20 protein-coding genes and 1 tRNA gene are annotated in these 26,050 nt (G+C 62.2%); 10 read left to right on the forward strand and 11 right to left on the reverse strand.

Features of this window, described 5'->3' with window-relative positions; all coding sequences use genetic code 11:
• Positions 1 to 68: 68 nt before the first annotated feature.
• Positions 69 to 1,466, reverse strand: coding sequence for a sigma-54-dependent transcriptional regulator (locus ACO08A_RS04610; protein WP_422040034.1), 1,398 nt, complete (start codon positions 1,464 to 1,466; stop codon positions 69 to 71).
• Complete coding sequence (locus tag ACO08A_RS04615; protein ID WP_422040035.1) at positions 1,463 to 3,250, reverse strand: sensor histidine kinase; 1,788 nt, start codon at positions 3,248 to 3,250, stop codon at positions 1,463 to 1,465. Before ACO08A_RS04615 ends, ACO08A_RS04610 begins: the two co-directional genes overlap by 4 nt.
• A 162-nt stretch (positions 3,251 to 3,412) precedes the next feature.
• Between ACO08A_RS04615 and ACO08A_RS04620 the strand changes: the two genes are divergently transcribed.
• The 3 genes from ACO08A_RS04620 to ACO08A_RS04630 all read left to right on the forward strand — a co-directional run bounded on the left by ACO08A_RS04620 (position 3,413) and on the right by ACO08A_RS04630 (position 8,712).
• Positions 3,413 to 4,246 (forward strand): universal stress protein, encoded by an 834-nt coding sequence (locus ACO08A_RS04620; RefSeq protein WP_422040036.1) that lies wholly within the window; start codon positions 3,413 to 3,415, stop codon positions 4,244 to 4,246.
• A 118-nt stretch (positions 4,247 to 4,364) separates the two neighbouring features.
• Complete coding sequence (locus ACO08A_RS04625; RefSeq protein WP_422040037.1) at positions 4,365 to 7,094, forward strand: bifunctional acetate--CoA ligase family protein/GNAT family N-acetyltransferase; 2,730 nt, start codon at positions 4,365 to 4,367, stop codon at positions 7,092 to 7,094.
• A 73-nt stretch (positions 7,095 to 7,167) separates the two neighbouring features.
• Positions 7,168 to 8,712: an MFS transporter gene (locus ACO08A_RS04630; protein WP_422040038.1), complete on the forward strand. Its 1,545-nt coding sequence runs from the start codon at positions 7,168 to 7,170 to the stop codon at positions 8,710 to 8,712.
• Positions 8,713 to 8,724: 12 nt separating this feature from the next.
• Here ACO08A_RS04630 and ACO08A_RS04635 read toward each other — a convergent pair whose 3' ends face one another.
• Together ACO08A_RS04635 and ACO08A_RS04640 are read right to left on the reverse strand one after the other, a co-directional pair.
• Entirely contained in the window at positions 8,725 to 10,392 is a 1,668-nt protein-coding gene (locus ACO08A_RS04635) for a thiamine pyrophosphate-binding protein (RefSeq protein WP_422040039.1), read from the reverse strand.
• 398 nt (positions 10,393 to 10,790) lie between these two features.
• Positions 10,791 to 11,171 carry a hypothetical protein gene (locus ACO08A_RS04640; RefSeq protein ID WP_422040040.1) on the reverse strand — a complete coding sequence of 127 codons (381 nt, stop codon included), beginning with the start codon at positions 11,169 to 11,171 and terminating at the stop codon, positions 10,791 to 10,793.
• Positions 11,172 to 11,294: 123 nt separating this feature from the next.
• Between ACO08A_RS04640 and ACO08A_RS04645 the strand changes: the two genes are divergently transcribed.
• Positions 11,295 to 12,833, forward strand: a complete 1,539-nt coding sequence (locus tag ACO08A_RS04645; protein WP_422040041.1) for an AAA family ATPase — start codon at positions 11,295 to 11,297, stop codon at positions 12,831 to 12,833.
• 11 nt (positions 12,834 to 12,844) lie between these two features.
• On the opposite strand, the gene ACO08A_RS04650 is transcribed toward ACO08A_RS04645, so the two are convergent.
• The 3 genes from ACO08A_RS04650 to ACO08A_RS04660 all read right to left on the reverse strand — a co-directional run bounded on the left by ACO08A_RS04650 (position 12,845) and on the right by ACO08A_RS04660 (position 14,845).
• Positions 12,845 to 13,165, reverse strand: a complete 321-nt coding sequence (locus ACO08A_RS04650) for an AzlD family protein (protein WP_422040042.1) — start codon at positions 13,163 to 13,165, stop codon at positions 12,845 to 12,847.
• The gene (locus ACO08A_RS04655; protein ID WP_421981530.1) at positions 13,158 to 13,859 is read right to left on the reverse strand and encodes an AzlC family ABC transporter permease; all 702 of its coding nucleotides are present in this window, start codon (positions 13,857 to 13,859) and stop codon (positions 13,158 to 13,160) included. Before ACO08A_RS04655 ends, ACO08A_RS04650 begins: the two co-directional genes overlap by 8 nt.
• A gap of 158 nt (positions 13,860 to 14,017) precedes the next feature.
• Positions 14,018 to 14,845, reverse strand: a complete 828-nt coding sequence (locus tag ACO08A_RS04660) for a sulfite exporter TauE/SafE family protein (RefSeq protein WP_421981529.1) — start codon at positions 14,843 to 14,845, stop codon at positions 14,018 to 14,020.
• 180 nt (positions 14,846 to 15,025) lie between these two features.
• On the opposite strand from ACO08A_RS04660, the gene ACO08A_RS04665 reads away from it, so the two are divergent.
• The 3 genes from ACO08A_RS04665 to ACO08A_RS04675 all read left to right on the forward strand — a co-directional run bounded on the left by ACO08A_RS04665 (position 15,026) and on the right by ACO08A_RS04675 (position 16,867).
• Complete coding sequence (locus ACO08A_RS04665) at positions 15,026 to 15,592, forward strand: DUF3291 domain-containing protein (protein ID WP_422040043.1); 567 nt, start codon at positions 15,026 to 15,028, stop codon at positions 15,590 to 15,592.
• A gap of 125 nt (positions 15,593 to 15,717) precedes the next feature.
• A complete protein-coding gene (locus ACO08A_RS04670) occupies positions 15,718 to 16,422 on the forward strand; it encodes a pirin family protein (protein ID WP_422040044.1) in 705 nt (234 codons plus the stop codon).
• Positions 16,423 to 16,561: 139 nt separating this feature from the next.
• On the forward strand, positions 16,562 to 16,867 hold the full coding sequence (locus ACO08A_RS04675; RefSeq protein WP_422040045.1) for a GNAT family N-acetyltransferase: 306 nt from the start codon (positions 16,562 to 16,564) through the stop codon (positions 16,865 to 16,867).
• 55 nt (positions 16,868 to 16,922) lie between these two features.
• Here the strand turns inward: ACO08A_RS04675 and ACO08A_RS04680 are convergent, their stop codons facing one another.
• Positions 16,923 to 17,405: a hypothetical protein gene (locus ACO08A_RS04680; RefSeq protein WP_422040046.1), complete on the reverse strand. Its 483-nt coding sequence runs from the start codon at positions 17,403 to 17,405 to the stop codon at positions 16,923 to 16,925.
• A 187-nt stretch (positions 17,406 to 17,592) separates the two neighbouring features.
• Between ACO08A_RS04680 and ACO08A_RS04685 the strand changes: the two genes are divergently transcribed.
• On the forward strand, positions 17,593 to 17,787 hold the full coding sequence (locus ACO08A_RS04685; protein ID WP_422040047.1) for a hypothetical protein: 195 nt from the start codon (positions 17,593 to 17,595) through the stop codon (positions 17,785 to 17,787).
• A gap of 113 nt (positions 17,788 to 17,900) precedes the next feature.
• On the opposite strand, the gene ACO08A_RS04690 is transcribed toward ACO08A_RS04685, so the two are convergent.
• The 3 genes from ACO08A_RS04690 to ACO08A_RS04700 form a co-directional block, all read right to left on the reverse strand.
• Positions 17,901 to 17,977, reverse strand: a tRNA-His gene (locus ACO08A_RS04690).
• Between the two features lie 184 nt (positions 17,978 to 18,161).
• Positions 18,162 to 18,677, reverse strand: a complete 516-nt coding sequence (locus ACO08A_RS04695) for a phasin (protein ID WP_422040048.1) — start codon at positions 18,675 to 18,677, stop codon at positions 18,162 to 18,164.
• 358 nt (positions 18,678 to 19,035) lie between these two features.
• Positions 19,036 to 19,422 (reverse strand): phasin, encoded by a 387-nt coding sequence (locus ACO08A_RS04700; RefSeq protein WP_421981521.1) that lies wholly within the window; start codon positions 19,420 to 19,422, stop codon positions 19,036 to 19,038.
• A 257-nt stretch (positions 19,423 to 19,679) separates the two neighbouring features.
• Between ACO08A_RS04700 and ACO08A_RS04705 the strand changes: the two genes are divergently transcribed.
• Positions 19,680 to 24,575, forward strand: a complete 4,896-nt coding sequence (locus ACO08A_RS04705) for an ATP-binding protein (protein WP_422040049.1) — start codon at positions 19,680 to 19,682, stop codon at positions 24,573 to 24,575.
• A gap of 353 nt (positions 24,576 to 24,928) precedes the next feature.
• Complete coding sequence (locus ACO08A_RS04710) at positions 24,929 to 25,972, forward strand: Fe(3+) ABC transporter substrate-binding protein (RefSeq protein ID WP_422040050.1); 1,044 nt, start codon at positions 24,929 to 24,931, stop codon at positions 25,970 to 25,972.
• Positions 25,973 to 26,050 lie beyond the last annotated feature (78 nt).

The raw sequence follows: 26,050 nt of genomic DNA on the forward strand, positions 1-26,050 counted from the left end.
GTAGCGTCAATTCGGCGGTCAATCGGCAAAAACTTGCCGATCGCTGCGGGCTGTCGGCAAGTTTCCGCTCAACCTTCCGGAATGTCCGTCATGCCCGTCTGATCGCGCGTCAGGCCATGGCGGGTCATCTTCTCGTTGAGTGTCCGGCGGGGAAGGTTGAGCTCCCTGAGCACATCTGCAACGCGTCCCTTGTGCCGGCGCAGCGCACTTTCGATCAGGTTGCGTTCGTATTCGTCCATCAGCGCCTTCAGGCCATCCGAACCCTTGGGTGCGGCAAGCGCCTTGTGGCCGGTGACCAGGATTTCCAGCGGCTGCGGACTGACGCCCGCGTTCAGGACGAAGCGTTCGGCCGCGTTGCGAAGCTCGCGGACATTGCCGGGCCACGGGTAGGTCTGCAGGAAAGCTTCGTCGCGCGCGGAGACATCCGGTGCATTCAGGCCGTACTGGGCAGCCAGCCGGTTCACGAACGTGTCGAACAGCAGCAGGCTGTCGCGCCCACGCTCGCGCAACGGCGGCACGTGGAGTTCGATGGCATTCAGGCGGAACAGCAGGTCTTCCCGCAACCGCCCGGAGCTGACAGCCTCGCGGGGGTCGAGGTTGGAGGCACTGACGAGACGAATGTCGACGTCGACCGATCTGGCACCGCCGATCCTGTCGACTTTCCGTTCCTGGAGCACACGGAGCAGTTTGGGCTGCAGCGCGAGCGGCATCGATACGATCTCATCCAGGAAGAGAACGCCTTCATGCGCCGTCTCGATGCGGCCGATATGCTGCCGGTCAGCGCCCGTGAACGCCCCGGCCTCGTGACCGAACAGCTCCGCCTCGACCATCGCCTCGGGCAATGCAGCTGCGTTGATCGCGACGAAAGGGCCGTCCTTGCGGTTGCTGAAATCGTGGAGCGCCTGGGCGATCACTTCCTTGCCGGTTCCCGTTTCGCCCGTGATCAGAACGGCCGCATCGGTCCTGGCGAAATGCAGGATCTGCTGACGCAGCGTATGCATCGCCGGACTGTTCCCGATCAGGCGGCTTTCAAGGCCGGCGCCATCCGACAGCTGTTGCTTGAGCGCCCTGTTCTCTATGACGAGCGCCCGCTTGTCCGCTGCACGGCGCACGACCTCGGCGATGTGATCCGGATCAAACGGCTTTTCTATGAAGTCATAGGCACCGGCCCGCATTGCCTCAACGGCCATCGGCACGTCGCCGTGGCCCGTTATGAGCACGACCGGCAGATCCCCGTCGAGCTCGCCGATCCGGCGCAGGAGAGACAGGCCGTCCTCGCCTTCCAGCTTGACGTCAGAGACGACACAGCCGTCAAACTCGGGGGACAGCCTGGACATGGCCTCGTCAGCCGTCGCCACCTCCACGGTGGCAAATCCGGCAAGCCGGATCCATTGCCGCAAGGCGGCCCTCATGGAAGGATCGTCGTCGACGATCAGAACCTTGCGGCTGTCCTGTTGTCCCGTCATTCTGCGGCTTCGTTTTCCAGATCGAGTGGCGGATTGGTCCGGGCCATGTCGCTGTCCACGGCGGGAAGTTTCAGCTCGAACACCGCTCCCTTAGGCGTATTCGCCCTGACGGACAAGCTGCCGCCCAGGTCGTCTGCAAGGCGCATGGAGATCGCGAGCCCCAGCCCCATGCCGCCGGAACTGGTCTTGGTGGAAAAGAACGGGTCAAAAATGCGCTCCAGAAGATCGTCGGGAATGCCCGGCCCGTTGTCGGAAATCCTGAGGACGATCTCGTTGCCGGCAGCTGCGGCCTCCAACTTGACATGTCCGTCGTCTTCGCCTGCCGCGGCATCGGCGCCGTTGCGCAACAGATTGACGAGGATCTGTTCGACCCTGAGCGGTGCCGTCTCGACATCGAGATCCGCCTCGGGCAGGTCGAGTTTCAGGACAACCCCGGTTTCCTCGAACCTCGGACGGGCAATCTTTTCCGCCGCCTTGACGCTGTCCCGGAGATCGATCTTCTCGATGCGGCTTTCGCCCGGACGCGCAAACCGCTTCAGCTCCTGGGTGAGGCTGGCCATGCGGAGCTGGATGGAATCGATCTCTTCGAGATTCTCCACGGCCGTCGTGGTGTCGCCCTTGTCCAGGAACTTGCGCGTACCGGCGACGAACATCCTGAGGGCGGCAAGCGGCTGGCTCAGTTCGTGGACGACGGCCGCCGACATTTCCCCGACAGCCGCGAGCCGGTTGGACCGGGCCAGGCCGCGCTGCGCTTCCAGCAGCTCGCGCTCGACGCGCCTGCGTTCCTGGATCTCGCCGACAAGGCGCGAATTGAGTTCCTTCAGATCCGCGGATTCCTGCCGCAACTGAACGGACGTCTTGCGCAGGCGCCGACCGCGCAGCACCAGGAGGATGATCGCATAGACCAGGCACAGCGCGACGGCGGCGGTCCAGATCGGCAGGACGCTCTTGCGGGTCTCTTCCAGCGGAACCAGGAAGTGAAGCGTCCATCCGAGCAGACCCACATCGGCCGCGTTGTGCCGGAACACGTTGCCGTCGATGGTGAGCAATTTGCTCATGCTGACGGGCTGATCGCTGACAGGGTCGAGGTCCTGGGTAGCGTATTGACGGGTCGTGTCGATCGTTTCCCGCACGGCCGACGGCAACTCGGCAAGGGTTCTGTAGCGCCACTCCGCCCGGCTGGAGAGAAAGATCACACCGTTTTCGTCAGAAGCGAAAACCGTCTCCCCGCCTTCGGCCCAGGCCGCCTCGAGCGGTCGCATGTCAACCTTGACGACGGCGACGCCCGTCGGCGTGCCGGAAACCGGGGTCGGGCGCGACAGGAACAGGCCCGGCTCCCCGAGGGTCGCGCCGATCGCGAAGAACTGCCCCTCCTCGCCCTCGATCGCGGACTTGAAATAGGGTCGGAAGGCATAGTTGCGGCCGACAAGGGAGAGCTCGTCGCGCCAGTTGCTTGCTGCCAGTGTCGTCCCCTCGCGGTTCATCACGTAGAGAAGATCGGCTCCGGAGTTGTCTGCCATTTCCTGAAGGAACCGGTTCGCCGTTTCATCGGGCCTGCCGGTGGCCAGGGCGGAGGTTGCCCTCGGGTCGCGGGCGATCATGTAGGGAAGATAGCGGTATTTCTGGTATTCGCCGAGAATCGTCTGGCGATAAAGGGTCAGCCGTTCCGCAGCCTTGCGGTCGACGCCGTCCTCGTCCAGATCCATGAAGAGCTGGACGAGTACAAAGGCCGCAGCCAGAAACACAAGAGGCGGCAATGCCAGAAAGAGCCAGCGTTTCGTCATGCTCACCTTATCGCGTATTTTTCCTGCGCGCGCCAGCCGGCCGCTCGCGAGCCGGCCGTTGCGAAAGAAAATGATTGATACGGGTCAAGGACGCGGTTCAAGTGGTCCCACTAGATTGTTTTCAGTGACCTGGCGCTGAAACCGCGGCCCAAGGAGGGACAAATGCCCATCAAAGACATATTGACCATTCTCGACCTTTCAGGCGATCAGCCTGCAGCGAAATACGCATTGGAGTTCGGCCGCACACATGATGCACATGTCACCGGGCTCGCCCTTGCATTTGAACCCGTCGTCCCGGCATTCGCCGCAGCACCCATGCCCGTGGATTACATGCAGGCCGCCCACGAACAGGCGATCGCCGCTGCCAACGAAGCCAAGAAGGACTTCGACGAACTTGCCCGCCTCGCCGCCGTCAACAATGAAGGCCGTATCGCGGAAATCCTGACCGGAGGCCCCCTGGACAGCGTGCTGGTTCACTGCAGGCCCACCGATCTTGTCGTCATCGGCCAGACCAATCCGGACCGGCCCGAACCGATGCGGGAACTTCTCATTGAAACGGTTCTTTTCGAAAGCGGCGTCCCGGTTCTGCTCGTTCCCTATATCGGCAGCAACGCCTTCCAACCCAAGAACGTGCTCGTCGGCTGGGACGGCAGTTCGACGGCCACACGGGCGATTCACGCCGCGCTTCCCGTTCTGGAGAAAGCCGACAACATCACTGTTCTGGTGATCGAAAAACGGGCGCAAACGGATCAGGGCCAACCCGGCGCGGAGGTTGCCAACTACCTTGCGCGGCATAACATGAACGTCACGGTGGAAGTTGTCACCAATCCGCAGACGGGTGTCGCCGACGCGGTGCTCAACCAGGTGTCCGACAACGGCCACGACCTGGTCGTCATGGGCGGTTACGGGCACAGCCGCATGCGCGAATTCCTGTTCGGCGGTGCGACGCGTGAAATCCTTGAAGCGATGACGGTTCCGGTGCTCATGGCGCACTGAGCCGTTGTGTCACGGCATCCACCCGCGGATCGGATGAAATCCGGCCCGCGGGACACTTTTTTTGTCTTAAAACTTCGCTAGGCTGCGAATCCGCCGTTTTGTGAAAAGGCCCTTTTCCGTGACCATTCGCAATCTTGAAGGTTTCTTCTCGCCTGCTTCCATTGCCGTGATCGGCCCGTGCCGGCATCCCGGCCCGATCACGGCAAGGCTGCTGGACTGCCTGCGCTCCTTCGAGCCCGCTCATGCGGTTCATCTCGTCGGGATGGAGACGGACCTCACCATCGAAGGGCACAGGGTCGACTCGCTGGACGACTTGCAGAACATGCCGGACCTGGCGATCTGGCTCGGCCCGGCCGGGGACCTTCCGGAAACCATCGAAAAGCTCGGGGCAGGAGGAACACGCGCCGTTCTTATCCCCTCACCGGGTTACGAATCCTGGCCGGAAGATCTGATGCAGGCCTGCAGGGAAGCGGCGCGCAAGTTCAATCTGCGCCTGATCGGCCCGGGAACGCTCGGGATCGCCGTCCCTTCCTCCAATCTGAACGCGCTGCTCAGTGCGGAAACCCCGGCGCGGGGCGACATCGCGTTCTTCTCCCGGTCCAGCGCCGTACTGAATGCAACGCTTTCCTGGGCAAAGACCCACAATACGGGGTTTTCAGCGGTGGTGTCGCTGGGTGCGCGCATCGATGTCGACCTCGGCGACCTGATCGACTATTTCGCCCAGGACTACCGCACACGCTCCATTGTGCTGCACCTGGAAGGGATCGCCTTTCCCCGGAAATTCATCTCCGCAGCCCGGGCGGCTGCGCGCAGCAAACCCGTGATCGTCATCCGGTCAGGCAAGAGCCTGGATGCCGGGGGATCAGGCCGTACGCATGCCGGGCGGCTGGCAACCACCGATCTTGTTTATGAAACCGTTTTCCGGCGCACCGGTCTGCTGCGCGTCTACGACCTCGACGAGATGTTCGAAGCGCTCGAAACGCTGTCCCATATTCGCGTACCGAGATGCAACGAGATCGCCGTGATCGCGAACGGGCGCAGCCTTGCCAGCCTGGCCGTCGACCGGCTGCAGGATCTCGGCGGACAGTTCGCGACGCTGAGCGCCGACACCAGAAAACAACTCGAACCTGTCTGCCGTGCCGCTTCGGACAATGACGTTACGGCCGCTGCGGGCGGCTCGGTCATTCTCACGGAGACCGTCACACCGGAGGACATCTCGTCGGCCATCACCACGGTGCTCAAGGATCCGTCCGTCGACGGCGCGATCGTGCTCCAGGCGGCCAGCGCGTTCACCCCCCTGAAATCCATTGCCGAAGCGGTCATGAACGCCTCGGCGACGGACAAGAAACGGACGGGCCGAAAAAAGGCGCTTGTCACCGGCCTCATCGGCAGCGACGGCACGATCCGGGCGGAGCTGACGGCCGCGAAGATACCCAACTATGCCAGTCCGGCCGAGGCGGCACGCAGCCTCATGCATCTGGCACATGATGCCCAGGCACGTGAATTCCTGATGGCGGTGCCGCCGAGCCTGCCGGCAAGCTTTTCGCCCGATGTGACGCTTGCGCGGACCATCGTCGAGGCGGCGCTCGCCCAGGACCGGAGCTGGCTCAACCCGGAAGAGGTCTGCGACGTTCTGAAGGCCTACGATCTGCCGATCATGGAAACCCGCATGGCCGCGTCGGCCGAGGAAGCGGCGGAGTTGTCAGCCGGTTTCTTCGAGGCGTCCCGACACTGTGTCACAAAACTCGTCTCCCCCGATCTGCCGTTCAAGTCCCGGATCGACGGCGTCCGTCTCGGACTTGATAACCCGGACGCGGTGCGCTCGGCTGCGCAGGAGCTGATCGAAAACACGCAAAGAGATTATCCGGGTGCTGCGATCGCGGGGATCTCGGTTCATCCGATGTTAGAGGATCGCCACGGAATGGAACTGTATCTCGGCCTTGCCGAAACCCGCGAGTTCGGTCCGGTGCTCGTGTTCGGCCATGGCGGAACTTCCATCGAGGAGAGCCGGGACATCGCGCTCGAGCTGCCTCCGCTCGACCTCAAACTGGCGCAGGCACAAATCGACCGCACCCGGATTTCAAAACTCCTATCCGGCGGCCCCTCCCGGCCTGCTCTCGACAAGGAGGCACTCGCCGAGGCCCTGGTCAAACTGTCGCAGATCACCATAGATATTCCGGAGATCCAGGAGCTCGACATCAATCCGATCGTCGCGCTGCCGTCCGGCCTCATTGGCCTCGATGCGCGCATGACGCTCGGCCACCCTGAAAAGCGCCCGGGGAGAGCGGGTGCCTCGCGTCTTGCCATCGCTCCCTATCCCCAGGAATGGGAACAGACGCTTACGCTAAAGGGCGATCGCGCTATCTTCGTGAGACCGGTCAGGCCGGAGGACGAGGAGCTTTTCAGAGCGTTTTTCGAAACCATCACGCCCGAAGATCTGCGGCTTCGTTTCTTCGCCCCGGTGAGAGATTTCAGCCATCGGTTTCTGTCGCGGCTCACCCAGCTCGACTATGCGCGTGCAATCGCGTTTGCTGCCATCGATCCGGCATCCGGAGATCTGCTCGGCGTCGTGCGCCTTCACGCCGATCCGGATCACCAGACCGGGGAGTATGCGGTGATGGTCCGCTCCGACCTCAAGGGCGTCGGCCTCGGGTGGGCGCTCATGAAGCTCATCATCCGCTACGCCAGGGTGGACGGGATCCAGACCATCAAGGGTGAGGTTCTGAAGGAAAACACCTCGATGATCTCCATGTGCCAGGCGCTCGGTTTCACCGTTGGGACGTCACCGGATGATCCGGGCATCGCGCTGGTGACGCTGACCGTCGGAGACGTTCCGGCCGACGATTGAAACTGTCTCTCGATTTTCGATCGAGTTCTGGCTTAGTCTGGGAGCGCGCGGCGCTGCTGGAAGGGGGATCTATATGGACAGCAAGGCAAAGCGGATCCTGGGAGCGGTTTCGATACCCTCCTTCATGATCGGCACGGACTTTACCGGAGCCATGCTACTGGTGACCCCGATCGAACAGGAATACTCGGTCGACATCACGACGACGCAATGGGTCCTGAACGCCTATGCCCTCACGCTTTCCATGGGGCTGGTTGCGGGCGGGCGCCTAGGAGACCTGCTCGGGCACCGCCGCTACGTTCTGATCGGCCTCGGCATCTTCTTCCTCGCCTCTCTCGGCTGCATTCTCGCGCCGGATGTCAACACGCTGATCTTCGCGCGCGCGGCCCAGGGCGTCGGGTCGGCCCTGATCTGGCCCTGCATTCTTGCCCTGGCGGCCACTTCGGTCGAGGAAGACGAACGCGGCAAGGCCATGGGCATCCTCATGGGGACGGTCGCGGCCGGAAACGTGCTAGCGCCGTTCATCGCCGGATCGCTCTCCGCACTGGGGGACTGGCGCGGTTTCTTCGTCTTCAACGCCATCTTCGCGGTCATCGCGGCCGCGCTGATCTTCCGTTTCATCGATCGCGAAAAGGACCATGCGACCAACGAGGCCGTCGACGTGACCGGCATGGCCGTGCTTGCGGTCGCGGTGTTCTGCCTGCTGTTCGCCCTGGATACGGGTGCCGACAACGGCTGGCTATCGGTTCCCACCCTGTTGCTCCTGGGCGGTTCCATCGGGTTTTTCGTCGCCTTCCCCCTTGTCGAGCAGCACGTCAAGGACCCCATGATCCCGCTTTCGATGATGCGCAATCACCAGTTCGTGCGAACGCTCGCGCTCAACGGCCTGCCGGCCGTCGTCCTTTTTCTTTGCCTGCTCTACCTGCCGCAATACATGCAGAAGGTGCTCGGGTGGTCGATCTTCTGGAGCTCGATGGGCATGTTGCCGCTGGCGGTGGTGCTGGCGACGATGAACCTGCTGGTCGGCAACTACTACAACGCGATCGGGCCACGAAAACTGATGGCAGCCGGCAATGCCTGTCTCATTCTCGGCTGCGTCCTGATGCTGTTCCTGGAAACGTCCTGGGGCTACCTGGCGCTTGTTCCGGTGATGCTCGTTGTCGGGCTTGGGGGCGGGCTGGTCTTCGGACCGGCGGGAACGGCAGCGGTCAACGCGGTCGGTGCCAAGGGCGCGGGGCTTGCCGGCGGTCTTTCCTTCATGTTCCATCTCGGGCTCGGCGCGATCGGCATTGCCTGCGCGACGGCGATGATGTTCATCGCGGCAGTCCGTAAGGTCGAAGCGGTCACCGCTGCGGCCAGCGTCACCCTGCCGGCAGGAGATGTGCGCGTGCTGGCCGCCGGGACGCTGGAAGATCCGGCGGTCAAGGCGATCACGGGGCGCTTTTCGGGCAATGAAGCAGATGCAGTCGTGAACGCGGTGCGCGAGTCCTTCGCCACAGGTCTCCACGCAGCCTTCTGGTTCGGCCTCGCCGTTGCCATTGTCGGCTTCATCGTCGCGGTCAGCATCGACGAGAGCAAGCTCAGAACCGACGCCCCGGAAGAGGAAGCCGCCGAGATCTGAGCGCAAGTCCCGTCAGCGATGTGTTTCGGCCGCGCTGCGCAGCTGGCTCAGCGTCGCCGCGGGGGTGATCGCCTCCGGATCGAGCATCAGATGCAGGATGGCCGGTTTGCCGGATGCGCGTGCGGCCACAAAGGCGGGGCCGAAGTCCTCCGCCGTTTCCACGCGCGCACCAAACGCACCGTAACTCTGCGCCAAGGCGGCGAAGTCAGGATTGATCAGCCGTGTTGCCGACGGGCGGCCGGGATAGGTCTTTTCCTGGTGCATCCTAATCGTGCCGTACATGCCGTTGTCGATGGCGAGCACGATGATGTTGGCGCCGTCCTGGCAGGCGGTTCCGAATTCCTGCATCGTCATCTGAAGACAGCCGTCGCCGGCAAAACACACCACTTCCCTCTCCGGAAACATCAGCTTGGCGGCAACCGCGGCCGGCAGTCCGTAGCCCATGGAGCCCGATGTCGGCGCCGCCTGCGTGCCGTACCGGCGGAAGCGATGAAAGCGATGCAGCCAGGTCGCGTAATTTCCCGCCCCGTTGGTACAGACCGCATCCTCCGGCAGGTTCTTCTCCAGCCAGTCCATGACAGCCGACATCTGCAAACTCCCGGGGATCTCGGGACGAGCGCCGGACCAATCCAGATAATCCCGATGCGCATCTTCCGCCGCGCCTGCCCAGCCGATCTCGTTCGGCGGCTGCAAGCCTTCGGCTGCCTTGCAGAAGGCGGTTGGACTGGCGTTGATCGAAAGATCGGCCCGGTAGACGCGTCCGAGTTCCTCTGCGTCCGCGTGGACATGCACGAGCGTCTGTTCCGGGGATGGAATGCCCAGAAGGCTGTAGGACTGGCTCGGCATTTCGGAAAGCCTGCCACCCGCCAGAAGCACGAGATCCGCGTTCTTGATCCTGGCGAGCAGTTTCGGATTGATCCCGATGCCGACGTCACCCGCATAATTCGGGTGGAGGTTATCGAACAGCATCTGGCGCCGGAAGGAACATGCCACCGGGAGCTCGAACCGCTCCGAGAAGCGCGTGAAGGCGGCGACCGCGTCTGCCGACCAGCGGCTTCCGCCCAGAATGGCAATCGGGCGCTCGGCGGCCCACAGGCGCTTCTGCAGGTCCGCCATCTGCGTCAGTCCCGGATAGGTTTCCACCTGCTCCCACGCGGGCGGCTGCGCGACCGCTGCCGTGTCGACAAGCATGTCCTCGGGAAGCGCGAGTACAACGGGGCCTGGCCGGCCCGAGGTCGCCACGTGAAACGCCCGCGAAAGCATTTCAGGCACCCTGTCGGCCTGATCGATCTCGGCGACCCATTTCGCGATACCGCCGAACATCTGGCGATAGTCGATTTCCTGGAACGCCTCGCGCTCGCGCATGCCGCGTTCGATCTGGCCGATGAACAGGATCATCGGCGTGGAGTCCTGCGCGGCGATGTGAACGCCGGCCGACGCGTTGGTCGCGCCCGGACCGCGGGTCACCATGCAGATGCCGGGTTTGCCGGTCAGTTTGCCGTAGGCGTCCGCCATCATCGCGGCCCCGCCTTCCTGCCGGCACACGGTCACGGGAATGGACGCATCATGCAGCGCGTCGAGCACGGCGAGATAGCTTTCGCCGGGCACGCAAAAGACCCGTTCAGCTCCGTGCCGTTCCAGCGCGCCCACCAACAATTCCCCGCCGGTTTTACGGTCCATGTCACCCATCCTGATGCTTTCGAATTCCACCAGTCATTCTATAGCGTAACAAACAGGCTGCTGTCAGAGCGTGAAATCAGATTTATTTGAAATAGGTTCATTCCAGAATGGATTGATACTGTTATGACTGCCTTCAATCGACCGCCCTTGAGAGAGATGGTCGGTGCAGCCAAACTCCCCCGCGTCATGCCATGGCGTGACCATGGCATCCATGCCGTGACGGCGCCACTCGACAGGCTTCCCGTGTGGAGAGCAATCGGCATGGATTGCAGGATCAAGTCCTGCAATGACCGACTGAGGAGTGGCGACCGGGAGACAAAACCTCCCCACCCGGGCTTGCGACGTCCCGGGGAGGGAACGCCCTGCGGAAGAACAAATGGCTGCCAGGTCCTTACCCGTCAGACGGGCAAGACCGTGACGACCTGGAACGTGTGCATGTCGCCGTCTTCGTCCTTGATGGAGACGTATTCGCCGGGATTGAAGGTGTGCGCACCGAAGCGGTAGCCGGCTTCGTCGTCATCATCGCCGTCGATGTCGTAGTGGAAGGCCCAGGACCCGCCGGGTCGATGGATCAGATGACCGATCTCCTCTTCCTCGGCGCCCCAGAAACGGCGCACACGGCAGTGATCGCGTTCCTTCTTCCAAAGCGTCGCGTCGATGTGACCTGTTTCGTCAAGCGGTGCCGTGAACTCGTATCCGTGTCTTGCAGATCCTTGAGGAAAGTCCCGGGTCCTTGCGAGATTCAGCCTGATCTTTCTCAGCGCCGGATAGTCAGTCATCGATTCCTCCTGTAAAGAACGTGCACCCATTCTTGCCAATTCCCCCATGCGCACATTGAGAAGAATCAAACCGCAAGGCCATCGCATGGGGCAGAGTCGGCACGCGTCATCACAGGAACGGCCATGGATCAATCGCAGAACAGCGTGTTTCATTTCTTCGAGGAGATGGGATCGCATGCCCCGCAGCAGCCCGGCTTCGAACGGATCGATACCCATGCCAACGTGATCTTTCTGATCGGCGACCGGGCCTACAAGATGAAACGCGCGGTCCGGTACCCGTTTCTCGACTATTCTACGCTTGCGCTGCGCGAAGCGGCCTGCAAGACGGAAATCACCTTCAACCGGCCAAACGCACCGCAAATCTACCGGGAAGCCGTCCCGGTGACCCGGGCCGCGGATGGCCGTCTTGCGCTTGGCGGGACCGGCGAAACCGTGGACTGGGTTGTGGTGATGAACCGCTTCGAACGCCGGGGGGAACTCGACATCCTCGCTGGCGAGACGCGGTTTCCCGATGACCTTTCCGACAAGCTGGCTCGGATGATGGTGGCCGCGCACGCAGCCGCGCCCGAACGTTCGGGCATCGGCTTCTTCGACGAACTGGCGAGCTATGTCGACCAGAACGAGGCAGCCTTTCACGAACATCCGGATCTTTTTCCGGTCGACGAGGTGCGCCATCTCACGGAACAGTCGAGACATCTGCTTGCCACGCTGCGCGAGCTCATCCTGAAGCGCGGCGAGAAGGGGCTGATCCGCCGCTGCCACGGCGACGCACACCTGCGCAATATCGTGCTGATCGACGACGAGCCGGTGCTGTTCGACGCGGTCGAGTTTTCAGACGCGATCGCAACGGGCGACGTGCTCTACGACCTTGCCTTCCTGCTCATGGATCTTTGGGAGCGCGGACAATCCAGATCAGCGAGCCGTGTCTTCAACAGGTACCTGGACCTGAGCCGGCTCGACACGCATGCCGAGGGGCTTGCCGCGCTGCCGTTCTACCTGATGATGCGGGCGGCGATCCGCTCGAAAATTGCGGCAAGCGCGGCGCTTGCGCAAAGCGACCCTGCGCAGAGCGATCTGCACAAGACCCTCGCGCAAACCTATTTCGGTTTTGCGCAGTCGTTTCTGGAACCATCCCGGCCGGAACTCGTCGCGATCGGCGGGCTCTCGGGCACCGGCAAAACCACCCTTGCCTACGAGCTGGCCCCCGACATCGGACGCGCGCCCGGCGCCCGGGTTCTCAGGACGGATGTCATGCGCAAGCGGCTGCTTGATATTCCGGAAGACGAGGCCGCTCCCAGGGACGCCTACACGCTGGAAGCCTCGCGCCGCGTCTACGCGGAAATCGACAACGCCCTCCAGAGCGTCCTTGCCGCCGGGCACTCCGCGATCTTCGATGCGGTCTTTGCAGCAGAGAGCGAGCGCGACAAGATCAGGCGGATCGCCGGCAGCATCGAGGCGGGGTTCACAGGGCTCTGGCTGACCGCGCCGGGCGAAACGCTGAAGGACCGGGTCTCCCATCGCACCGGCGATGCATCAGACGCGACCGCAGACGTCGTCGACACGCAACTGGGTTACGACATCGGCACGATGACCTGGGCGGAGATCGATGCGTCCCAAAGCCCCGAACACACCGCCGAATCTGCGCGCGAGGAACTTCCCTAGGACCCGAAGGGTTACATTCCACCGGCGCGCAGCGCCGCAGCGGCCGCGGCCGCGCAGAAGACGGCGATATATTCCTTTTTCATCCTGAGCTGGGCAGCAACAGCGACGATGATGCACAGACCGACGACCAGTCCGCCCTGCAGGATGATCGGCAGGATCGTGGAGACAATGATGGCGCCGGGCAGCGCTTCCAGCCCGCGCCGGATCCTCGGCGTGACGTGGACACGTCCCATGATCCAGTAGCCGCCGGCGCGGAGCGCGTAGGTCACCATCGCCATGCCGAGAATGGCGGCCAGGATCATGGTATCGGCGGTAAAGGCGCCCTCAGTCATCGAGATAAGCCCCCGCGATTGCCCCCGCGAACGCGCCGGTAAAGATACCCCAGTACCCGCCGAAGACCGTCCAGGTCACCCAGGCAACGCCACCGGCGATCGCCCAGCTCCAGGTTTGCCGCCTGCCCTTCCATAGCGGCACAAGCAGCGCTGCAAAAAAGGCCGGAAGAACCAGGTCCAGTCCGAAGGTCTTCGGATCGGAAATAAGACTGCCCGCGAAATATCCCGGGATCACCGACAAGGACCAGACCGACCAGACGGTCAGGCCGCTGCCCAGATATATGCCCCAGTCACGCTCCCCCTTGTCGTATTGCGCCAGGGTGAGCAGCCAGTTGATGTCGGTCAGGAAAAACAGGGCCGGGTAGGTCTGGTGGCCGGGCAGCTGCCCGAGCCAGGGCCTGAGGCTCGCGCCGATCAGCAACATGCGCATATTCACGGCCGCGGTGACACCGATCATGGCAAGCAGGGTGCCCTGGTCCAAGGGTTCCTTGAAAATCTCCATCGCAACAAACTGACTCGCGCCTGCATAGACCAGCGAATTCATCAGGAGCGTTTCGAGAAATGTCAGGCCCTTTTGCGCCGCGACGGTGCCAAAGACGGCACCGAACACGATGATGCCGGGGAAGACCGGCACGCACATGAGAGCGCCCTGCACGCAGCCCTTCAGGCTGAGGGTGACATTTTTTTCAAGCATTTTCGACCAAGACGCGTTTGGAACAGGCCCGTATGAGGCAGCTCACTATCGCGGGAATTTCGATTGCGGACCAATGAAAGCTTTTGATCCAAGTATAACGGACGTTTGTGCCTGGGCCAGCCGGCAAACCCGGGTACCGGGCCGACTGGCTCCGCAGCCTAGAAGAAAACGTCGTAGATCATGCGCAGACCCGTGAAGCCGAGGAACAGCGCGAACACGAGTTTCAGCTTCGACGGGTCGATGGCATGGGCGATCCTGGCGCCAAGAGGTGCGGTTAGCGTCGACGCCGGTATGATCAGCAGGAAGCCGATCAGGTTGACGTAACCCAGAGACAGGGGCGGCCGGCCGTCGAGATCAAAGCCGAAATAGATCGACAGCAGGGTTCCGGGGACCGCGATGATCAGGCCGATCGCCGCTGCAGTGCCGACGGCCTTGCGGATCGGATAGTTGAACAGTGTGAGCGTCGGCACGCCGAGGGTTCCGCCACCGATTCCCATCATCACCGATATGCCGCCGATCAGAAAACCGAGAACTTCACGGAACGGCGATCCGGGCAGTTTCTCGGCAAGATGCGATCCCTCTTTTCGAAAGATCATATTTGCCGAAACGGCAAGAGCGACAATGCCAAAGACCAGGGTCAGGGCGCCGCCCGAGATATTGCCCGCAAGCGTCGCACCTGCCAGAACACCCAGCGCGATGGCCCACCACCAGCGCTTGAGGAGATCCATGTCCACGCTGCCGCGATTATAATGCGCACGCGCGGAGGACGCACCCGTTGCCAGGATTGTCGCCAGCGATGTTCCAACCGCGACATGCATCAGGACGGATGGATCGATCTTCAGCGCCGTGAACATGTAGTAGAGAACCGGAACAATCACGATCCCGCCGCCAACGCCGAGCAATCCCGCGATGATACCCGCCACCACACCGGTGGCCAGGAGTGAGACCGCCAGCAGGCCGAGCGAAACGAGGCTGAGATCTTCCAACTTTACGTCCTTTCAAAAGCCGATGAACCGGATCACCGGCATGCAACCCGTTGCTTTTAGGACAAGCCGGACCGGTTTTGCCAGCCGGATCTCGTAACAAATGGTTCCGATCCTCAAAGAAGCGCTTGATGTCCCCCCGGTTTGCGGACAGTGTGCAACGCTGAGGGATCGGGAGGAGACATGTCAGAACACTGGCTCGCGCTATATACATTCGCGCAATTCCGCACGCGTGCGGACGATCCGGTCAATGACGAATTCTTCAGCAGCGAACCGGTGATCTGGGCCGCGATGGAACGGGCCGACGGGTTCATTGCGCGGGCCGGATACGAGGACGAACCGGGCACGGAGATCTGGGGCGAACAGGTATTCCCGAAATACTGGACCGACAACGGCGATGGCTGGGCCCCGTCGACGATCTCGCTCTGGCAGAACCTGGAATCCGCGCTGGCCGCCGTCTACCGCGGCGTTCACGCCGACATCATGCGTCTCGGGCACCTTTTTCAGAGCGATACAGCCGACTATCCGCCCTATGTCCTGTGGTGGGTGCCCAAGGACCACCAGCCGGACTGGGACGAGGCCGTCGAACGCCTGGAACTTCTCGGTGATGACGGACCGACGGCGGATGCCTTCACGTTCAAGGCCGCCTTCGCCCCGAACGGCAAACCGGTGACCGTGGACACCGACCGGTCCCGCGCCATCGCGGAACACAACCGCCTGCGTGCCGATCTGCCCAAATCCGTTCAGTAGGGATTGTTCAAAAATCGATGACTAATCGTCAAATTTCCAGGCGATTGTCAGAACATGCTTTCATAACGATCTTAGGCCCAACAGCGCACGGTACGCCCGTGCAACAGTTGGGAAAGGATTGACACATGAACCAGATCTTACGTCCGTCGGACGCCCGCGGCGATGCCGATTTCGGCTGGCTGAAAAGCAAGCACACGTTTTCGTTCGGCTCCTATTTCGATCCGAACCATATCGGCTTCGGCGCCCTGCGCGTGATCAACGAGGACCGGGTCGCGCCGTCCGGCGGGTTTCCGACCCATCCGCACCAGAACATGGAGATCATCTCCTATGTCGTCTCCGGCGGCCTGGAGCACAAGGATTCGCTCGGGACCGGTTCGGTGATCCGTCCGGGCGACCTTCAGCGCATGAGCGCGGGCACCGGCGTGCGCCACAGCGAGTACAACCACTCGGCCACGGAGCCCGTGCACTTCCTGCAGATCTGGATCGTGCCGGAGGCCGACGGCCTCACGCCAAGCTACGAGCAGAAGGCGTTTGCGGAAAACGAGCGCCAGGACACGCTCCGGCTGATCGGCTCGCGCGACGGGCGCGACGGGTCCGTGGTCATCCATCAGGATGTGGACCTCTATGCGTCGCTTCTTACCGCAGACAAGAGCGTTGCCTTCGACATCAAGCCCGGCAGGAAGGTCTGGCTGCAGATCGTCAAGGGTAAGATCAGCGTCGACGGCCAGGCGCTTGCCGCCGGTGACGGGCTTGGCCTTCTCGATGCGGGCACGATCAATCTGGCCGCGCAGGAAAACGCAGAATTTCTGCTTTTCGACCTGACTGCCTAGTGTCAGGGAGGGATTTCCCTCCCTGATCTCCCGGCCAATTACACCGATATCCCGGTCTCCCCTGCCCGTTTCAAACTGATCCGGGCCGGGGAGACCACCCGTAGACTTGACGAGCGGGGGCTCGCACCAGGAGGCAGGAATGTCCGGAACGTCTTCTCCATCCATCACCCAAGAGCGCCAGGGCGCCAAGGGACGTTACGTCGCGCTGATCGACGGCATCGAGGAACCCGCGGAGCTGACATATTCCATCGTCAACGATCACCTGATCATCGCCGACCACACGGGCGTGCCCGACGCCATGCGCGGCATGGGTGTCGGCAAGGCGCTGGTGGAACGTCTTGTCACGGATGCGCGCGAAAAACAGATCAGGATCGTTCCGCTGTGCCCTTACGTGAACGCGCAACGGCAGAAACATCCCGAATGGGCGGACGTCTTCCAGGGCTAGGCTTCGGAGACCCGGCCTGTTCGCCGTGCTCCGACAATCGGGGCTATCCTCATCATCAGCCTTGCGGTGGCGCGTCCGTCTGCACGGCATTGCAGCCCCGGACGGACAGGAGCGTTTCGGTGAGGGTCTCGCCGGCCTGCCTGAAGGCCGCCTCCGTTATGTCCGGGCCGGCAGAGCCCAGTCTGTCCGCTGCCGCCTTCAGACCGCTCAAGGTGCGGTTCAATTCCGCGACCTGCATGGTCAGGGCGCGATCATCGCGGACCCCGGCCGTTTCCAGCTGGCCGACAAGCGCGGCAACTCTGCCGTCAACCGACTGCAGGCGCTCCTTCAGCGCCGCCGGCGTCATCTCCAGCTTTGAGAGCGCGGCCTCGGTGACCGTTCCGGCAATCCGCTCGCTCGCCTGATCGACGCGGTTCAGCACCACGATGACCAGCACGCACGCGACAATGACGAGAAGGGCCGTCGCGTTGATGACGGCGAGCAGCAGCTGTCCGGGCAGGCGTTTCAGGCGGGTGGAAAGGGTCGGTGCGGCGGTCATGCGGCTTTTCCTCGATTGACGACGAGGGCTTTGCGCTGAACGGCCTTTAACGTCGCTGCCCCCTCTGGTCCATGAGGACGGCAGGCCATGCCGCTGTCAATATCTGCAATTTTAACGAGTGCACTAAGCTGGACCAAACGCTTGACTGTTAGAAGAACCCATTCTTCCACAAACGGGTTCGCTGACCATGAGACTGTCAAACATCGCCATTTCAATCGTCTGCGTGTATTCCGCCTCGGCGCTGATGAAACTGGGCAACGAGAAGTACGAATTGGTCAAGGCCGATTTCGGCATCGCCGGCCCGCTTTTCATTCTGGCGACAGGAATCTTTCTCGTCATCCTCGGCATCGTGGTGTTCTTCCGCGCATTCCGGAAGGCGTGAAGCGGGGATTGCGGGCCGGCTCTACCCGCTCAGGTGCGCGGCAACAGGTCGTGCGCAGCCCGCACGGCAAACACGCAGGGTCTCTTCAAACAGCAGTAGACATTTTTTGGGAATGGTACAGACGAGTGGATTCGAACCACCGACCTTCGGAGCCACAATCCGACGCTCTAACCAACTGAGCTACGTCTGCAAAGGTCTTGAAGTGGCGCGGACGATACTCGCCCGGGACGCCATTTGCAAGGGCGTCTTCTAAACCCGTTTCCCATTGCAGGCAAGCGCGAATTTTCGGAAAAACGGGGTTGTTGAAAAGCAAAAGCCCGGGGCAGAACCCCGGGCCGAATAGCGTGCCGCATCCGATGTGCGGCGCAACCTGATCAGTTGACCTTAATGTCCTTGAAGGATTTTTCCATCGCTTCCTTGACCGGAGCGGAAACGTCGGTGCCGAGCTTGGTGGCCAGCTCCTGCATTTCCTTGGTCTGCGCGCTCAGAGCGTCGAACTGCTGGCGTGCGAACGTGGACTGAAGTTCGATGGCTTCAGCAACGGTCTTCACGGACATGATGTCCTTGATGAAGTTGAAGGTCGCATCGGCGTTGGTCTTTGCAGCGTCGACAGCCTTGTGGTTGAACTCGACAACGCCCTGGCGGGAGGTCTCGAACGTATCTTCCATCAGGTCGGTCGCGTCTTCAGCAGCGGTCTTGACCTTTGCGTATGCTTCGCGTGCGCTCTCGATGCCTTTTTCGGTGACTTCGCGGAATGCAGCCGGAACTTCCATTTTCGGCATGGCGAAGGCTTCGAAATCCGGGAAAGCCGGTGCAGCAGCCGGAGCGGCCTTGGCTTTGGTTGCGCGGCTCTTGGGAGCAGCTTTTGCAGTCGTGGTTGCTTCTGTCATGATCTCATCTCCTTGTGTCCGGATGCGATCACTGGTGCAAATTCAATCCGCCGGATCGTGTCGCCGGCGAACCCTGTCGTCATCCGCAGACCCTACATAGTGCATCTTTTGCTGCATTGCAATATTTTTTTGCACTGCACAATAAAACTTCCGTTGGGTCCGGCTGGAGTTTTGAAAGGCTGGGGGCGACCGGTCCCTGCGCGCGTCCGCTTCGGACGGGCTGATCGCTGCTCCCGGAGACACAAGGTCTATTGCGCCACACCCGGCTCGGAGCCAGCGGCAACCGGCCCCGGGTGACTGGCAGGTCCAGAAACAGGCCACAGGGCCGGCGCGTGAGACACCGCCCGGCGCGTGGCGCCTATTTCTTCTGGGCGGCCTTTGCGGCGTCCTGAACGGCCTTCGTGGCCGAGTTGGAGAATTCGCGCGCCTGCTCGCCGAGGGCTTCCATCTGACCGCGGAGGTAGGTCTGCTGCAGCTTCATCATGTCCTCGACATTGTCGGCCTTGACCAGTTCCTGTGCGAACTTGAAGGCCGCGTTGACATGCTCTTCCGCGTAAGTCAGCGCCTTCTTGTTGACGTCGGCCGCGCCCGCCTGCACGGCGTTGGCGCTGTCTTCGACATTGGTGACGGCCTTGTGCGTGGCGCCCATGAAATCGTCGAACGCCTTGCGCGCCTGGTCGACGCTCTTTTCCGCGAATTCGCGCATTTGCTCGGGGACTTCAAAACCGGTCTTGTCAGTGCTCATGTCAGCGCTCCTCGGATGACGGACGGGCCCGTCCGCCTCTTCTCAGTAATTACCTTGCCAAAAATTCGTAACATGCAGATGGCAATCCGGCAAACAAATGGGGACAGATTAACCACGCCTTCATGTAAGTCCTTTAGCAAACTTGCTTTACATGGACGACGCTAAGCTTTGCTTGTATTAACAGAGTGTTTATGCACGCAGGCAAATTGGAAACAGCCTCGCCAAAATTCGGTATCGCCGACCATCGGAGCAACACCATGGACAATCAGACCCAATCGTTCCTGGAACTGTGTGCCATGAATGATCTGGTCCAGCTTGCCGCCGACAAGCGGGCGGCTTGGCTGTGGTCTGCCGATGGCTCCCGGATCCTGTGGTCGAACGCCGCCGGCGCCGCTTTTTTTTCCGCGCAGTCCGTCGCTGATGTCTATGCACTGACCGCGCTGGAGCGCTCGCCTGCGCGTCCGCATATCGCCCGCATCGCTGCGTCGGGCCTGACGGACAGGTTCAGCATCGACCGGCTCCGGTTCTACCGTGGCCTCCGGGTCATGCTGCTGACCTGCCAGTGCAAGCGGGTCGATCTGGGCGACGGCGAGACCGCGGCCCTGATCGTGTGCAGCGACAAGGGACTGGCCCTGACCAAGGAGCCGATCCCGGCCTTTGCCCATCTTCTGCGCTCGGCGGGCTCGACCGTGTTTCTGGTTTCGGAGGGCAAGACCGACGAGTCGCACGGTGTCCTGGAAGGCACGCCGGAGACCCTCAGCCTGCCCGAAGGCCAGAAGGTGCTGATCGGCCACCTGGAACTGAATGGCCGCAGCCATGACGGCGGGATGCTGCAGATCCCCGCGGGACCGCAGATCTACGTGCTGAGTGATGACGCTCTGGAAGAGACCCATGCGGACGAGACGGATCTTCCTGGCGAAGACGGCCCGGCGCTCGAAGATGCGGCACCCCTCGCGCCTGCCCTTGCCTCCGCAGTCCCGGACGAAGCGCCCGCTACCGAAACGGATGCTACTGAGACCGCAGCTGAGACACAGCCCGGGGAACCGGAAGAATTCGACGCTGTCGAAGAGACCGCTGCGTCCGCAGGACCGCAGGAAGATGCCGCGCGGCAGGATGAAGATCTTGCCGACGCAGAAGACGCCGAAGACACGCCGGACGCGGATGCCGAAGCGCAGGAAGAGATGGCAGCGGATGACGCGCGCGCCGATGCGGCAGAAGATGATGCGGACGTCGAAACGGCCCAGGACGTGGCGAGCGACGGCGCGGAGACTGCGGCCGGGCCGGAGGCAGACGCTGGCGGCGCGGCGGAGGAAGACCAGACTGCACCGGATGGCGAAGATGCGCCGGCGGCCGCAACGGCCGACGATGCGGCGTCTACCGAAGCGGAAGAGACCGGGGACGGTTCCGAGGCACATTTCGTGTTCCAACCGCGGCGGCGGCCGGTCCGGTTTGCCTGGAAGATGGATGTCGACCAGCGCTTCACCTTTCTCTCGGACGAATTTGCCGAGGTGCTCGGCCCTGACGCCACCGATATCGTCGGATGCACCTGGCAAGACGTGTCCGATGCGTTCGGTCTCGATCCGCGCGAGCAGATTTCAAGGGCGCTGGACAGACGCGACACATGGAGCGGCAAGACGGTCGCCTGGCCCGTGACCGGAGCGGCGCTGCGCGTTCCCGTTGACCTGGCCGCTTTGCCTGCCTTCGACCGAAACAGGAAATTCGAAGGATACCGGGGTTTCGGTGTCTGCCGGACATCCGACGCCGTGCCGGATCCTAGCGGGTTCATTCCCATGCCGTTGCAAACACCCGACAACGCGGCAGCCGAAGAAGATCTGCAGCAGTCCGTGGACGACGACGCAGATGCGTCCGACATGCCGGATGCCGTTTCGGACCCGATTGAACCGGCCGGCGAAGAAGAAGACCACGGCGACCATGTGCCGGAGAGCGAACTTGCAATCGAAACAGGGGAAGAAACCGGCGCCGAGCAGGACGAAAGCCAGCATGAATTCGTCGAGCCCGGGACGGACGAACCGGATGCCGAAGGTGCGGAACACGACGCTACACCGGACGCTGGCGACAGCCTTGAAGACGAGGTCGCACAGGAGCCATCTCCCGCCTCCGGTATGGATGACGCTGCTGCGGAAGAAACCCTGGGTGTTTCCGGCGACACGGACGCCGGCGCCGAAGAAGACGTGAGCGCCCTGGAAGAGCCCGACGCCAAGGCAGCTCGGGGCGACACGGAAGAGACGGGCGACGCCGATCGTGTCTCCTCGTCACAGGACGAACCTGCCGCTTCTTCAGATCATCGGGAGGAAGAGCCGACCGGGTCCCCGGACGAGAATTCCGGAGAGGGTCATGAAGATCGAGACGGACAAAGCGCCGCAGACCTGACACCCGCCAAACCGGATTCCCTTGGAGGCAAGACCTTCCTCGGAGCCAGCGCGGCGGCGCTGGTCGGGTCGCTTGCAAGGTTCAAGGGCAAGAAGACACCTGCCGCCGCTGCGGCGTCCAACGACCAGGATGATATCCCGCAAGAGATACCGACTGAAGACATCAGCCTGTCGGAAGACCTGAAGAACGCCGCAGCCGCTCTCGATGCCGGTCTCGATGACGACCTGCCCGCGATTGACGACAGCGAAACCACCGGAGACGAACCGGCGCCGTTGGAAGAGCATGACGCGACCGCCCCGGACATGGTTGCCGATGAAAGCGGCGAACACAGTCCTGAAGACGTATCCGAACCGGCACCGGCGGCAGAAGGCGATGCGTCGCCCGCCGAGGATGGGGCAGATTTCCCGGAGGCTGCTTTCAGCCACGAAAACGGAGACTACATCGCGGAAGTTTCGGTCTCCGAGCAAAACGAAGACCTGCCGGATGAGCGCGCGCCTGAACCAGATGCCGACGGGACGGAACCCGAAGAACCGGTCGGGATCGCCGGTTCGGCTCCGCTGAAACCTGCGGAAATCGAAAAAGCGGTCAAGACGCTGGCCAAATCCTACAAACCGCCGGAACGCCGCTCGCCGGACCTGTTCGATGAGACAGCCGACGCAACGACTGCAGACGAGGCAGTGGCCGATCCCGCGTTGGGCGCTTCCGAAGACAGTCCCTCTGAAGAAACGGGCGTTGAGGCAAACGCGACGCCTGCGGAACAAGAAGACGACACGGCGCTCTCATCGGACGATGTGCAGGACGAGCCGTCCGTCGCAGAAGCCGCTGAGCAAACCGGCGAAGACCCGTCAAGCGCTCCGGACGACGAAAACGAAGACACCGACCAGCCCAGCGCCGACCTTCTGCCGGAGACCGAGGAAGATCCCGCGCTCGACGAAGAGCGCGAGTTTTTCGAGGAAACGGCCGCCTTCGAGCACGAGGAGCGCGCCGCGGAAGCGGAAGGCGCTGTTGCGGATGAGGCCGAGCCGACCCGTAAGACCGGTGAAGTCATTCCGCTTGCGACCGCGCGTCCGCGTGTCGTTCCGGTCGATACGTCCGGCCTGTCACGCCCGGAACGCCAGGCGTTCCGCAAGATCGCTGAAGCGCTCGGAGCACGTCTCGAAGGTGATCTGGAGGACTTCGAAGCCCCGGACCCGGAGGACGCGGACGTTGTGGGCGATCTGCCGCCGGACGTGCCGGAAGCCGGACCGATCGATCCCAGCCTGCTCGACCGTCTGCCGATCGGAATTGCGATCGTCCACGACCGGGAAGTCCTTTACGCCAACAAGGCGCTTCTTTCCATGCTCGGCTACACATCCATTGCCGCGCTGTCCGAGGCCGGCGGGCTCGAAGCGCTCTTCATCGACGATACCGATGAATTCGCCGACGCCGTCGGCGTGGATGGCGAGGTCGACGAAGCCATGAAGGTGCGTCTTGCCGACGGCGGTGTGCTCACCGTGGACGCCCATATGCATTCCGTTCCTTGGAACGGCACCCGCGGCCTGATGATTTCCATCAGCAAGCGCGAGACGAAACAGGTCTCCGCGGCGCCGACGCTCTCGTCGCCCAACTTTTTCGCCGAGGTCCGCTCCGAGCTGGACAATGCGCATGACCAGATCGCCGAAATGGACACGATCCTGGAAACCGCCACCGATGGTGTGCTGGTGCTCGACCAGCATGGCACGATCGTGAAGGTGAACGGGTCCGCAGAGGCGCTGTTCAGCGCCAACCGCGCCGACATGATCGGTGCACCGTTCACCCAGTACCTGGCCCCCGAGAGCCACCGCGCAGCCATGGACTATCTCGACGGATTGTCGCGCAACGGGGTCGCCAGCATCCTGAATGACGGCCGCGAGGTTCTCGGACAGGTGCCGGCCGGCGGGCTCATTCCGCTGTTCATGACCATGGGCCGCATTACCAACCGGGACGACGATGCCAAGTACTGTGCCGTCCTGCGCGACATCACCCAGTGGAAGACCGCCGAGGAAGAACTGACCCAGGCCAAACGCCAGGCAGAGAACGCCAGTTCCCAGAAATCGGATTTCCTGGCCAAGATCAGCCACGAGATCCGCACACCGCTCAACGCGATCATCGGTTTTTCGGAAGTCATGATGGAGGAGCGGTTCGGCTCGATCGGCAACGACCGGTACAAGGACTACCTGAAGGACATCCGCACGTCCGGATCTCACATCATGAGCCTTGTCAACGATCTGCTGGACCTGTCCAAGATCGAGGCGGGAAAGCTTGACCTGAAATTCACGGCCGTCTCGACCAACGACGTGATCAATGAGTGCGTCGCGCTGATGCAGCCGCAGGCGAACAGGGAGCGCGTCATCATCCGGGCCAGCCTTCCCGATTCCGTGCCCGATGTCGTCGCCGACCAGCGATCGCTTCGGCAGATCGTGCTGAACCTCCTGTCCAACGGCATCAAGTACAACAAGTCCGGCGGCCAGGTGATCCTGTCGACGGCGCTGGAAAGCAACGGCGAGGTTGCGCTGCGGGTTCGCGATACGGGCACCGGCATGACATCGAAGCAGCTCAGTGCAGCCCTGGAGCCGTTCCGGCAGCTGCACACTTCCAGCCGCGGCGGCGGCACCGGCCTCGGGCTGCCGTTGACCAAGGCGCTTGTGGAAGCGAACCGCGCAAGCTTCCATATCGATTCGACGCCCGACCAGGGAACGCTTGTCGAGATCGTCTTCCCGACCCAGCGGGTTCTGTCGGAATAAAGCCCACCGAACCTCTTGCGCCGCCGGTCGCAGTCCGCGGCGCGCGAGACGCGCTCCCCGTAGGTTCCCGTTTCAATGAAACGGAAAAGACGTCCTGTTCACGTTTTCGTGAACAGCATGGCAAGCATATGCCGGCGGGTGGCTCCGAATAAAAGTAGAGGCATAAACTCCTGTTTTCCCTTTCCTTTTGAACACTATAGTGGAGCCAAAAACTCCAGTTAGTTTTGAATCATTCTAAAGTATTGATTTTATTATATTTATTGACTTCTTTTCACCCTGACGACATATTCCACATCAATCGCTGCGGCGCTTCAGCCGGGGCGGCATACCAACCGGATCTCTGGGAGAGTTCTATGCGTTCCACCCTTCGCGCCCTGACCGGCGTTCTGGCCATGACCACCGTCACCTTTGCCGCTGCGCCGGCAATCGCGGCAGACGAGGTCAATATCTATTCCTACCGTCAGCCATTCCTGATCCAGCCGCTGCTGGATGCCTTTACGGCTGAAACCGGTATCAAGCCGAACGTGATCTTTGCGTCCAAAGGTCTCGGCGAACGGATCGCGGCCGAAGGCGACAACTCTCCCGCCGACGTTCTCTTGACCGTCGACATCGGCCGCCTGGACGGCGCCAAGCAGCTCGGCATCACACAGCCTGTCGTTTCGGATGTGGTCAACGAGAACATCCCCGCACAGTTCCGCGACCCGGAAGGCCACTGGATCGGCCTGACCAACCGCGCCCGCATCATCTACGCCTCCAGGGACCGGGTCGACCAGGACAGCATCACCTATGAAGAACTCGCCGACCCGAAGTGGAAGGGCCGCGTCTGCACCCGTTCCGGTCAGCACGTCTACACGATCGGCCTGATCGCCTCCATGGTCGCCCATCACGGTGCGGAGAAGACCGAGGAATGGCTTGCCGGTGTCCGTGACAACCTGGCGCGCAAGCCGGCCGGGAACGACCGGGCGCAGGTGAAGGCGATCTACGCCGGCGAATGCGACATTTCCATCGGCAACACCTATTACATGGGCAAGATGGAAACCAACGACAAAGAGCCGGAACAGAAGGAATGGGCCAAGTCCGTTCGCATTCTCTTCCCGAATGCCGACGAGCGCGGCACACATGTCAACCTGGCCGGTATCGTTCTGGCGAAGAACGCACCGAACAAGGACAACGCGGTCAAGCTGATCGAGTTCCTGTCCTCCGCCAACGCGCAGAAGATTTATGCCGAAACCAACTTCGAATACCCGGTCACGCCCGGCGTCGAGGTGTCCGAGCGAGTCAAGGGCTGGGGCGAGTTGAACCCGGATGATCTTTCCCTTGCCGACATCGCCGAAAACCGCAAGACCGCCAGCGAGATCGTCGACAAGGTCGGTTTCGACAACGGGCCTGCCTCCTGACCGCGTCGACAAGATAATGCCGAAAGCGCCGCAATCTGCGGCGCTTTTTGCATTCCGTGCAGATTCCCGATAGAGGTT

Origin of the sequence: Roseibium sp. (assembly GCF_965232425.1) — a bacterium.
Classification (GTDB): Bacteria; Pseudomonadota; Alphaproteobacteria; order Rhizobiales; family Stappiaceae; genus Roseibium.